At 46.6% G+C, this 11566-nt stretch carries 14 protein-coding genes; 9 read left to right on the plus strand and 5 right to left on the minus strand.

The features are described 5' to 3' along the window. Nucleotides 1–119: 119 nt before the first annotated feature. Complete coding sequence (locus PSE6802_RS0104120; RefSeq protein ID WP_019498800.1) at nt 120–938, minus strand: prepilin peptidase; 819 nt, start codon at nt 936–938, stop codon at nt 120–122. A gap of 100 nt (nt 939–1038) precedes the next feature. Here PSE6802_RS0104120 and PSE6802_RS0104125 point away from each other — a divergent pair, with 100 nt between their 5' ends. The 8 genes from PSE6802_RS0104125 (at nt 1039) to PSE6802_RS27675 (ending at nt 6785) form a co-directional block, all read left to right on the plus strand. Continuing rightward, nucleotides 1039–1566, plus strand: a complete 528-nt coding sequence (locus PSE6802_RS0104125; protein WP_019498801.1) for a hypothetical protein — start codon at nt 1039–1041, stop codon at nt 1564–1566. Nucleotides 1567–1601: 35 nt separating this feature from the next. Then, nucleotides 1602–2324: an SDR family oxidoreductase gene (locus tag PSE6802_RS0104130; protein WP_019498802.1), complete on the plus strand. Its 723-nt coding sequence runs from the start codon at nt 1602–1604 to the stop codon at nt 2322–2324. A 321-nt stretch (nt 2325–2645) separates the two neighbouring features. Further along, the gene (locus tag PSE6802_RS0104135; protein WP_019498803.1) at nt 2646–2990 is read left to right on the plus strand and encodes a hypothetical protein; all 345 of its coding nucleotides are present in this window, start codon (nt 2646–2648) and stop codon (nt 2988–2990) included. Next, nucleotides 2987–3190: a hypothetical protein gene (locus tag PSE6802_RS0104140; protein ID WP_019498804.1), complete on the plus strand. Its 204-nt coding sequence runs from the start codon at nt 2987–2989 to the stop codon at nt 3188–3190. Before PSE6802_RS0104135 ends, PSE6802_RS0104140 begins: the two co-directional genes overlap by 4 nt. Nucleotides 3191–3337: 147 nt before the next feature. After that, a complete protein-coding gene (locus tag PSE6802_RS0104145; RefSeq protein ID WP_019498805.1) occupies nt 3338–4681 on the plus strand; it encodes a PrsW family glutamic-type intramembrane protease in 1344 nt (447 codons plus the stop codon). Between the two features lie 266 nt (nt 4682–4947). Next, a complete protein-coding gene (folE, locus tag PSE6802_RS0104150; protein WP_019498806.1) occupies nt 4948–5718 on the plus strand; it encodes a GTP cyclohydrolase I in 771 nt (256 codons plus the stop codon). A gap of 51 nt (nt 5719–5769) precedes the next feature. Then, nucleotides 5770–6360, plus strand: a complete 591-nt coding sequence (locus PSE6802_RS0104155; RefSeq protein ID WP_019498807.1) for a thylakoid membrane photosystem I accumulation factor — start codon at nt 5770–5772, stop codon at nt 6358–6360. Nucleotides 6361–6377: 17 nt separating this feature from the next. Then, nucleotides 6378–6785 carry a (2Fe-2S) ferredoxin domain-containing protein gene (locus PSE6802_RS27675; RefSeq protein ID WP_019498808.1) on the plus strand — a complete coding sequence of 136 codons (408 nt, stop codon included), beginning with the start codon at nt 6378–6380 and terminating at the stop codon, nt 6783–6785. Here the strand turns inward: PSE6802_RS27675 and PSE6802_RS0104165 are convergent. The 4 genes from PSE6802_RS0104165 to PSE6802_RS33120 all read right to left on the minus strand — a co-directional run bounded on the left by PSE6802_RS0104165 (nt 6780) and on the right by PSE6802_RS33120 (nt 10065). Continuing rightward, nucleotides 6780–7301, minus strand: a complete 522-nt coding sequence (locus PSE6802_RS0104165) for a tetratricopeptide repeat protein (protein ID WP_019498809.1) — start codon at nt 7299–7301, stop codon at nt 6780–6782. The genes PSE6802_RS27675 and PSE6802_RS0104165 overlap by 6 nt on opposite strands. A 255-nt stretch (nt 7302–7556) precedes the next feature. Then, nucleotides 7557–8453: an NAD(P)-dependent oxidoreductase gene (locus tag PSE6802_RS0104170; RefSeq protein ID WP_019498810.1), complete on the minus strand. Its 897-nt coding sequence runs from the start codon at nt 8451–8453 to the stop codon at nt 7557–7559. A gap of 24 nt (nt 8454–8477) precedes the next feature. Continuing rightward, a complete protein-coding gene (locus PSE6802_RS0104175) occupies nt 8478–8837 on the minus strand; it encodes an STAS domain-containing protein (RefSeq protein WP_019498811.1) in 360 nt (119 codons plus the stop codon). 199 nt (nt 8838–9036) lie between these two features. Then, entirely contained in the window at nt 9037–10065 is a 1029-nt protein-coding gene (locus tag PSE6802_RS33120; RefSeq protein ID WP_019498812.1) for a pentapeptide repeat-containing protein, read from the minus strand. A gap of 325 nt (nt 10066–10390) precedes the next feature. Between PSE6802_RS33120 and alr the strand changes: the two genes are divergently transcribed. Next, nucleotides 10391–11548: an alanine racemase gene (alr, locus tag PSE6802_RS27685; protein WP_019498813.1), complete on the plus strand. Its 1158-nt coding sequence runs from the start codon at nt 10391–10393 to the stop codon at nt 11546–11548. Nucleotides 11549–11566 lie beyond the last annotated feature (18 nt).

Raw genomic sequence — 11566 nt, forward strand, 5'->3', positions numbered from 1 at the left:
AACTCACACCACTAATGCAGGGATTATAGAACTATGGAATACTTTGTCAATAGTAGAACGTGCAAACTTAGCTCTGATTTTTATTATTTTTGCATTAGGGATGAAATCTCTAGCCGTTTCTAGCTGATACCAAACCAACCTAAATATACTGTCAAAATTTTGTTGCCAAGGAATAATGAAATTGCCCCTCCTAAAGCCAAAAACGGCCCAAACGGAAATGCTTGTTTTTGACCTAGCCTACCCATGGCGATCGCTCCTAGCCCCACTACCGAACCGACAGCCGCCGCAACCAGCACCGCCAGTAGTAAATTTTGCCACCCCAACCACGCCCCCATTGCAGCAGCTAACTTAGCATCTCCAGCACCCATTGCCTCTTTTTGCAAAAAGATACGACCGCACAGTCGCATGATGTCGAGCAACCAAATGCCGACCACTGCACCAGTAATACTGGCAATAAGCTCACTCCCCCAGGTAATGCGACTGTCACCTGCGATCGCGGCGTTAAGCAAATGATAGACCACACCTAAGCCGAGACAAGACTGGGTAAGCGCGTTAGGCAGGGTCATAGTATCGATATCGATTATGGCTAGTGCTAGCAGCCATGCCAAGAATAAGCAATATAAGATCGAGATTAAAAGTGGTTGTGAAGCGCCAAAGGCAAGGGCAACCAACCAAAATAGTAAAGCTGTGATGAACTCAATTAGGGGATATCGCCATGAAACCGGAGCGCGACAATAACGACATTTCCCCTTAATCAACAGCCAGCCCACAATAGGAATATTGTCTTTAGGACTGAGTTGTTTGTGACATTTGGGGCAACGCGACGGTGGAAACAGTAGGGAAAGCCCTGCCGGGAGGCGATAGATGACAACATTGAGGAAGCTGCCAATACTGGCACCTAGAAGTACGGCGAACACTTGTAAAACCAGGCTTTCCAATTGATGCCTCCCAAAAATTCATGTAATGCAAGTACCTACATTCGAGCTATAACGAGCTATAAATGTATTTTAAGAAGATTAGCACCACAAAATTAAGAAAATGACTACAGATCGAAGATTGGATAGTATAGAAGCCCAATTGCAGTCTATAGCTGAGTCTAACGCCAGCGCCAGTAACAATATCGATCGATTAGTAACGACTACCGAGCGGTTAGCAACTACCACTGAGCAATTAGTAGCAACTACGCGGTTGCTGGAACAAGCATCTGCTAATGCCCTCAATGGCATTATTGAGTCAAGGGCTGAAGTGAATGATGAACTCAAACAACTAGTAGCAACTACGCGGTTGCTGGAACAAGCATCTGCTAATGCCCTCAATGGCATTATTGAGTCAAGGGCTGAAGTGAATGATAACCTCGAACAGTTAGTAATGACGACTCAGTTATTAGAACAAGCAGTTGCTAATGTTTTCAATGGTATGACTGAGTTAAGAGCTGACATCAATATTGACCTTAAAGCTGAGTTAATCGAGATCAAAGAAACCGCCAAAATACAAGCAGCTATAGCAGATAAACAGGCTGAAAGCGTAAGGTCGTTAATTCAGATGCTCGATCGAAGACAGGCTTAGCTTAGGATGGGGAATGAGACTTTAAATTAACAAGCATGACTTCGCAATTAGCTGGGCAAAAAATTCTGATTACGGGGGCTAGTAGCGGGATTGGGAAAGCTACTGCTAGCGCGTTGGTTAAATTAGGCGCGAGCGTGGCATTAGTTAGCAGGAATCCCGATCGAGCGATCGCTGACATTAGCGCGCAAAAAACAGCGAGCGCAAGTGTAAAAGCTTACGAACTCGATCTCTCAGATGTGAGTTCGGTAGCTGCCAAGATCGAAAATATCGTGGCGGATTTTGGTGGCGTTGACACGTTAGTCAATAATGCGGGGATGGCATACATCGGAGAGCTTATCGATACGCCCTTAGCGGATTGGCAAAAAGTAATCGATCTAAATCTAACCAGTGTATTTCAATGCATTCAGGCAGTTCTGCCTGCGATGCGACGACAACAGCATGGCACGATTGTCAACGTGGCATCGATCGCGGCTAAACAAGCTTTTCCTCAATGGGGAGCCTACTGTGCTAGTAAATTCGGCTTATTAGGAATGGCTCAAGCTTTGGCAGAAGAGGAGCGATCGCACGGTATTAAAGTCATGTCAATTTGTCCTGGCTCGGTTAATACACCGCTATGGGACACGGTAGCGGCGAACTTCGACCGGGAAGCCATGCTTACAGAAGACAACGTAGCAGATGCCATTGTTTATCTGCTGTCATTACCAGCTAATGCTGTAGTGAGCGATCTGGTGCTGATGCCAAATGCGGGGGTGCTTTGACGCAGGGAATGGTTACATTCATGGCAACCGCATACTCTGAAGCCAGCCAGATCTATCTATATAGTAAGGAAAAACTTGAGTGGGGCTAGATGTAGATAAAGGTTTATTTCTATTGACTTAATTCTTAGTAATGTTAGGAATTAGCTTGCCTTATTGATATTATGCGTTTGCCCTGGGTATGGTGGCAGTTTGGTTGTGTTACCCAGAAAGTTTCCGTGTAATCATCCTATATTAGACCTACACTCTGCCACAGTTTTTGAAAAGGAGCATGAGTTTGATGGTAATCTCTTACCAAAAGTAAGGGTTGCTTTCAGCACGATTATGGCAAAAATCCCACCCGAAATCTCTGAGACAATCTGGAGGCTAAAGCGACAATTAGCAGATGTTATTGATACTGCCAGATCCACTGAATTTTTCTTATTTGATACATTTGGTGAAACAAAAAGGACAATTGTTTATCTTGACGACTTGCAAAGTGTTGCAGAACAGGCAACAGAGCGATTTTCCCAGTTTTCGAGTCTGCAAATCCGGATTTTTAATGTTCAGCCTCATGTTCCAGGAGATATGCTAGAGCTAGTGATGCAGAGCATAGCGACTACGCAGGCTAGACTACCAGCACTAGAGCAAAGTATTCGAGAAATTAGGACTGAGTGGGAGTTACCATGACAAACCAACCATTGATGCCAGATCCGTCAGTTGATCGACGTCTCTTAGGTAACTTGCGTTGTGCTCGCCTGGAAATTGAAGAATTAGGGTTACAGCTTGATGAAGTGCTAGCTAGATTTGATGAAGAGATTCGTCAGCAAAGATTGAAACGCATTCAGAAATCTTTAAGTCTTGCTAACGAACAAACACTCAGTCCTTGACTTGTCTAACTTTGACACTAGTATCCTTTCGCGTTTCTGAAAGATGGAGCAACAACAGTGGCGATGCTAGCATCGCTGTTTGGTTAGAACGCTGTTTAGCTAGAATTAGTTAAAGAGCCAGAAAAATTAAACCATAGCAAGCGAACAGTGAACCAAGCATCTTTAAAGCAGCTCGATAACGATAGGCTTTACCCACTTTTGATCGCCCAGGAGATGAAGATCGGACGGGAGTCTAGTTGTCAGATTGTCCTGGACTCTGCCCAATACCCTTCTATTTCTCGTACGCACGCCGTCCTGAGACCTCTAGCATCGGGGGGGTGGGAAGTTTGCGATCTTAACAGCGCTAACGGTACCTTAGTCAACGGTCAGCGTTTGTATGGGTGTCAAAGATTACAATCTGGCGATCGCATTACAGTAGGGCAAAACGCTGTGACTTTCTTGTTTGCGATCGAAGCACCAGCAGGAGCAATTAGAGATCGAGAATTCATTCCCCCATCACCACCCAGAACGCCTGTCGGTTCGCCATCTGCTTCCCCCTCATCTAGTAGTGCTGGTATTTCACTATCGCAACTCGTACCCATCCTTTCAACTGGCAAAGACCTGCGCCGCAAGGCTTTCCTGATTCCAGGCATTGTAACTGTTGCGGTTGTCGTCTCCATGTTTGCGACAATCGGCAACTTTACTGCTTTTGCGGGGTTGTTGGCTCTTTACCTGGCTCTGGGTGGTTTCTACGTTATCTATCAAATGTGTGGCAAGTCTAAACCCTGGTGGTTGTTGCTTAGTGCCGCCATTATGACGATGGCGCTGTTGATAATTCCTCCTGTATTTTTGCTGTTTGAATTGGTATTTCGGCGATTGCTGCCTGGTAACGTAGCGGGCTTACCTCAAGGTGCAGGTTTTATCCCCACTTTTGTGGCGCATTTTTTCGGCGCAGGCATGTTGGAAGAATTGTTTAAAGCGATACCAATTCTGGTCTTTTTTGCGATCGGTTCGTGGTTGCGCAGTCCTCTTCGAGAGCGCGTAGGAGTATGGGAACCGCTAGATGGAATTTTGATAGGTGCAGCTTCTGCGGCTGGGTTTACTTTATTGGAAACTCTAGGACAGTACGTACCCAATCTTGTCGCCCAAGTTGCAAGAGAGGCAGGGCAAGGAGCAGGGCTTTTTATCGGACTGCAACTCCTGATCCCTAGGGTTTTGGGGTCGGTTGCAGGACATATGGCTTACAGTGGCTATTTTGGTTATTTTATTGGCCTTAGTATTTTAAAACCTAAAAGTGCGTGGGTAGTTCTACCTATTGGCTACCTGACTGCATCTGCTCTACATGGTTTTTGGAATGCCTCTAGTGCTTTTAGCCCCAACCAAAATACATCGCTGGTCGTGTCGGCAATCGTAGGGATTTTGTCCTATGCCTTCCTAACAGCAGCAATTCTAAAGGCGCGATCGCTCTCACCCTCCCGCGCTGAAAATTTTGCTACCCGGCTCAAACCTTAGGATAGACAAATTTGTTCTTACTTGAACCTTCGAGATCTTTGGCACTAGCAACCCACAAATCTTAAGAAATGATTTAGAATTGTAAAGGAGTGTAAAAAAACTTCTCTCTCTTGGCAAAAATCATGATGTCGAAAGATAGATGAATGTTTCAGCCTGGTATCTTAACCTTATCTTTAGAATCTAGTCTCCAAGATAGGTGTTTGAAGGACTAGACAAGGGTGTTTTTTCCTCCTCTTGTAGTGTCACGCAAAAGTATTTAAATCAACATGACAATCTCTTTATCTCGCTCGCCTGCTTTTAATCAAGATAACGAACCAAATTCCTCTAGACTTTCTACAACCCAAAAAATTGCTAAGATGCCGATTTCGCAAATAATTCGTACCAGATTAGAGACGGCAAGCGCTCCTTATTTTGCTAATGACAATATTTCAGAATTTATTAGCGATGAGGAAAGAAAAGAGTTAAAGAAGGAGATCGAAGGCAAGCTCCAAAGCCTATTTGATTCTTTGGTGATCGATACGCAGAACGATCACAACACCAAGGAAACAGCGCGTCGCGTTGCCAAAATGTACGTTGACGAGGTGTTTAAGGGTCGCTATCATCCCATGCCCAAAGTCACGGATTTCCCCAATGCCAAGGAACTTGACGAGGTATATACCCTGGGGCCAATCACGATACGTTCTGCTTGCTCGCATCACTTCGTGCCAATTGTGGGGCAAGCCTGGGTTGGTATTCTCCCTAGCGATCGCGTCATTGGTATTTCAAAGTTCAATCGCATTGTAGACTGGGTAATGAGTCGCCCTCACATTCAAGAGGAAGCAGCCGTGATGGTAGCTGACATCATCGAAGACCTGATTAAACCAAAAGGATTGGCGTTTGTAATTAAGGCTCAACACATGTGCATGAGTTGGCGCGGGGTAAAAGAACCCGATACGAAAATGATCAACTCAATTGTACGCGGTGCTTTCCGAACCGATCCTTCTTTAAAGAAGGAGTTCTTCGACCTGATCCGCGCCCACGGCTTCCATGAATGCTAAGGCGATCGCAGCGATAACTTGACTGTGACTAATGTCTGAAATAGGTCTGTGATGAAAAACTGGCTGAGTAGTTTTGTGCGTTTCTCTGTCGATCGGATATTCAGGTCGGTTGTTTGTCTGATCTGTGTACTGGCAATCGTAGGCGCGATCGCAAGTCCCGCCTATGCCAACCTCAAAGACGATCGCTTTGATGGCAATATTTTTGCGCTTTATGGTGGCAATGGTTCGCTCGTACCACCCAAGGTCGATCTAAAAGAATCCTTGCGGCTTGGAAAACCAGCCGTAATTGCTTTTTACATTGATGACAGCTATGACTGCAAGCTTTACACGCCAGTACTAAATGACGTGCAAGCTTATTACGGTAAGGCTGTCAGCATCATTCCCATTGCTGTAGATAGTCTCGATCTAAGCACTCCTAAAACCAATTTCAACACTGATGACGAAGCATATTACTACCGAGGCTTTGTGCCGCAGACAGTTGTGCTTAGCCCAGATCGCAAGGTGTTATTTGACCTGGACGGTAAACCTGACTTTGCCGATCTCGATGCCGCTCTAAGACAGATTCCTGGTTTGTCTGCTCTAGCGCCAAATGTTAAGTTACGCAATCCCGTCACCAAACAGGTCAACGAAGTTACACCCTAGGCGATCGCGCGAAAATGATGACAAATGCAAATGCTGATGCTCTTGAACAAGATCTCAAGCAGAGCTTAGAGCGCCAAGTGCAAAAGCTATCCCTGAATAGGATTCAGCGACATCTGTTTTTGTGTGCCGATCAAACTGAAGCTCTATGCTGTCAGAAAGAAGTAGGATTGGCGGCTTGGAATTACTTAAAGCGTCGCATTAAGGAACTCAAGTTAGAGGCCAAGGTATTTCGCACCAAGGCAAATTGCCTGCGCGTGTGCGAGCGCGGCCCTATTTTAGTTATTTACCCCGAAGGCGTATGGTATCGCTCAGCCACGCCAGAGATCCTGGAGCGCGTTCTCCAGGAACACGTAATTCAGGGCATATTGGTTGAGGAATACGCATTTGTGACACCTCCAACCGAAATTAAGCTGTTACCGTTATGATTGCTTGGCGGCAACGCGCTTGCGTAATGAATTAGCGCGGCGCTTAGCAGTGTCGTTATCGGGAGCGATCGCTAAAGTCTTTTCATAAACTTCTAGTGCTTGCGGCACTAGATTTTTTTGTTCGTAGGCGTGCCCCAGATTATTAAGCGCGAAAACGTATTCGGGGTTTAGCTCCAGGGCTTCTTTGTAATGTTTGATTGCCAGATCGTATTGCTTTTGGGAAAAATAGGCGTAGCCCATAGCGTTATAGATCTCGGGAGCGTTCTCGCCACCAGCTTTGATTGCTGTTTGAAACTCGCTCAGTGCCTTGGCATAGAGTTTCTTTCTCAGATAGACGCTGCCTAACTCGTAGTATTCCTCGGGAGTACCTTTCTCTTTTAGTAATTTGGGTTGCAGCTTAGAAATTACTGCTTCTAGACTGCGGCTCTTCAAGATTTGGCGCAGTACGAACCATCCCACACCGAATAAAATTGTTACCAGGCTAACAAGATAGGCGATCGCAAGTTTGTCGTCCATGAATGAATAAATATATTTCAGTAAGTATCGTAGATTATTTTACAGGTTGGAGGGTTGGGGTTGGGGGTTACGCAGAACGCAGGGGTTTAGCATTTGTCAATAACGCTTGCGTTTGATGTGAAGATAGTCAGACAAATGCTAAACCCTTACTGTCGGTTCCACGAGACGACCGATCGCATTGATGCCGATCGCGTTGAGATTTGTCAATAACGCTTGCGTTTGATGCGAAGACTATCGCACAAATGCTAACCCTTACTATTCCACCAGAGGCTGTTGGCGCTCGCGGTAAGCGCGAATCATTGCCTGCGTGCCTTGCTCTGCACCATCATCTAGCTCGCTCACTGCTTGAAATAATTGTCGAGCTAGTTCTACGCCCATTAACCGCTTGTCATCAGCATTAGCAATCGCGGTGACAAATTTTAGATCTTTGAGCATGTTGGCGATCGTAAATCCAGGCTGGAAATCCGACTCCGCCACCTTCATGCCCAGATTGGACAGCGCCCAGGACGCTGCGGCCCCACTACCGCATACTTCCACAACTAGATTGGGGTCGATACCAATTTGCTCCGCCAGCAGCATTGACTCGCAGATGCCCATCATGTACGTCGATACTAAAATCTGATTGCAAAGTTTAACCCCTTGACCGCTCCCCACCGCACCGCACCAACGCATAGTGGTGCCCATTGCCGCTAGTAGTGGCTGACACTCCTCAAAATCCGAGCGATCGCCACCAACCATGAATGTAAGCGTGCCATTTCTAGCACCGATGTCGCCGCCAGAAATCGGTGCATCTAAAAAGCGGAGGTTCTGGGCCTGCAAAGCTTGATCGATGCGTCTAGCTGCCTGAGGACCAATCGTGCTGGTGTCAACGACTAGAGCATGGGGGCGGGCATAATGCACCACGCCTGTATCTCCCAGTAATACCTCTTCCACATCTGGAACATCAGACACGCAGAGGAAGATGGTATCAGCATCTGCCACCGCTTCGCGAATCGAAGTAAAAATTTTAGCCCCTGCTTCTCTAGCAGTAGTGATGCTAGGGCGATCGCTAGAGCGATTCCAAGCGTTAACATCAAAACCTTTACGCGCCAGGTTAGCTGCCATCGACCCGCCCATAATGCCCAAGCCTAAAAAGGCAACCTTTGAATTCATAGTGACGTTAAGCTGAGTAATTTGTTAAGCAGGGAAGTTAGCGATCGCAGTCTCTTCATCGTCAAAACTGGGGAATAGCGGCTCCATACCACAGGCTTCCAGCGCGATCGTCACCACGTCTGGCGACCTGCAAATTGCCATATATCCACCTGCGGCTTTGCACTTGCGCATAGTTGAAACCAGTACTCCAATCCCAGAACTGTCAAAACTGGTAACCTGCCCCAGATTCAGGAGCAAATTGGGGTAACCGAAATCAACAATTTGTTGAATTTTATTGCGCACGTCCATGGTAACGATAGAGTCCAAGCGACCTGCAATTGGCACAATTGCCAATCTTTGCCCTTGAGGAGTAATAGCATCGCGAATCTTTAGTTCAAAACTCATAAATGTTAGTTATCCAGATGCCCAAAACTATGCGATCGCCCTCACTTTACCTGTAATACCAAATCCTGGTTTGCTCCCCCCTTTTTACTTAAAGTCCGCCTGCGCGGACTTTGTTTGTGTAGCCGCGACTTCCAGTCGCCAGGCAATAGGGGTAATTAATGCAGATTTGGTTATGATAGGTCGATCGAAGCGTACCCAATTATAGTCCTGGAGCAATACCTAATTTTTTACAATTGCGATTGCTAATTGTGGCATCGGATAAGATGGTTTTGCACAAAAATGCATACTCTAGATTGACATTACTGAGATTGACATTGTTGAGGTTAGCGTTGCTGAAATTGACACTGTCTAGATTAGCGTTGCTGAGATTGGCATTGCCCAGGTTCGCGCCACTAAGGTTAGCTTCGCTGAGATTGACGCTGCTCAGATTAGCCCCGCTGAGATTAGTATTGCTGAGATCCGCACCATTAAGGTTGGTACCGCTCAGGTTGCTGCGGTAGAAATTCATGCTGCTAAGATTTGTATAGCTGAGATCTGCATTGGTAAGAGAGATAACTGTATTATCTCTTTCGATTAGCTTCGCTTCCTGTAAAAACAAGAGCAGAAGACCCTTACGCTTGCTATCCAAGCTCTGCAAAGTAGTGATTGTCTTGGCGTGGGCAATTACTCTAACTTCATCGTTGTCTTTGGCCGTTCTCAGCTTGCGATCGAAAAGCAAAGCAGTCATGGTGTCGAAGTATCTATTTAAGCTCTCTTGTCTGGCATTATCCTGAACTAGCGCCTGCTCCCTTTGGGTAACAGCTTGATGTCCTTCAATCTCTCGTTGTTTAGAATGCTCCTGCAAGTAGACAATGCCAGATACTAGGGCAGCAGAAACCAATAGCACTTTCAGAGAATTCCACAGTTTCTTCTCTCGCAACCCAGCCCTTCTCAAAGAATTATCGGAAGATGGGGTCGGTGCTTGTGGTTTAGATGGCGGCAAACTCATCAGACTGCTTTCCTTGCTATAGTTGGCGATCTCGGTTCGATCGGTGGGGCTAGAGTTAAGATCTTGCTTATCTGGCTTGTAATGCTCCAAATCCAATCTTTCATACCTTTTGACCAGGCCTTCCCATAGCTGCTTGACCTCAGTTGATGCTGCGTAGCTAGCTGCTGTATCAGGAGCTTGAGAGTTACTAGTACCGCTCTCCAAACTTACCTTTATGGTGTCTTGTTGCTCTTGTGACATGCCTGATACTCAAACCTTATTAATTACCTATGAATGCTATAGGCTGACTATACCCAGAATCAGCCCGAACTAAACTATTGCAAATTATTTCTGGGCAAATTTTTGGATCTCTGGCAAAATTTAAGCGATCGCTACAGATATAGCTATAGCCAACAGGCTTAGGACGGTGTGCAGGGGTGGAACACGGCAGTGGCTCTAGGGGGAAACCCCCAAGACCGCCCTGCCTCCCCTGCGTGGGTGCGCAGCCCCTGTCCTAACAGATCTGTCTATGGCTATATGTCTGGTGAATATGCGAGGATATGGAACATAGTGAGGAGTGCGAACAATGTTGAAGCAAAATCATCGGGCTTGGGTAGAGATCGATCTATCTGCCATTAAGCATAATGTCAGCCAGCTTAAACGTTTACTATCGCCTCAGACAGAACTAATGGCGATCGTCAAAGCAGATGCCTACGGTCATGGTGCCATTGGTGTAAGTCAGGCAGCACTGCAAGCAGGTGCTAGTTGGCTGGGTGTTGCCACTATTCCCGAAGGTATTCAACTGCGTAATGCCGGAATTACTGCACCGATTTTAATTCTGGGGGCAACCAATAGCGCCGATGAAGTTAGAGCGATCGCTGAATATCGCCTCCAACCTACAATTTGCACGCCCAAGCAGGCGCTTATATTTCACGAGATATTGCAAGAAATTGGCAGCCGTATTGCCGTTCACCTCAAAATCGATACGGGCATGTCTCGATTGGGTACGGATTGGCGATCGGCAACGGAGTTTGTCCAGTTGGTGACTAGCTTGCCGGAGCTAGAAGTCGAAAGTGTTTACTCCCACCTCGCCACCGCCGACGATTTGGATCGCACGATCTTAAACCAACAAAAACAAAGATTTACGACAGTCATTAAGGCTTTGCAGGATGTCAGCATTTATCCACGCCGCCTTCACCTCGCTAACACGGCTGGGATGCTCACAGATCCCGATCTGCACTACGACATCGTGCGTCCCGGCTTAGGCATATATGGTTTATACCCTGCCCCACACCTCAAAGATGAAATCGAACTGCGCCCGGCTATGCAGGTAAAGGCAAGAATTACTCAAGTTAAGGAGATTGATGCTGGAAGTGGTGTCAGCTATGGCTATTCGTTTATTGCCCCTACTGATATGAAAGTTGCGACAGTGGCGATCGGTTACGCTGATGGCGTACCGCGCGGTTTGTCCGATCGCATCAAGGTTGTGGTACACGGTCAAACCGTGGCGCAGGTGGGGACAATTACTATGGATCAGTGTTTAATTGATGTTACCCACGTTCCTGAGGTAGCGGTGGGAGATCCCGTGACTATTTTGGGTAAGGAGGATCTGACAACAGCCGACGATTGGGCAAAGGTTCTGGGCACGATCTCATGGGAAATCCTCTGCGGCTTTAAGCATCGTTTACCCAGAATCTACGTTACGCAATCCGATCCAGTCAGCTATGTAGCTCGATCGCGGTAAATCCAGGGATCTGCGATC

Source organism: Pseudanabaena sp. PCC 6802 (assembly GCF_000332175.1).
Classification (GTDB): domain Bacteria; phylum Cyanobacteriota; class Cyanobacteriia; order Pseudanabaenales; family Pseudanabaenaceae; genus PCC-6802.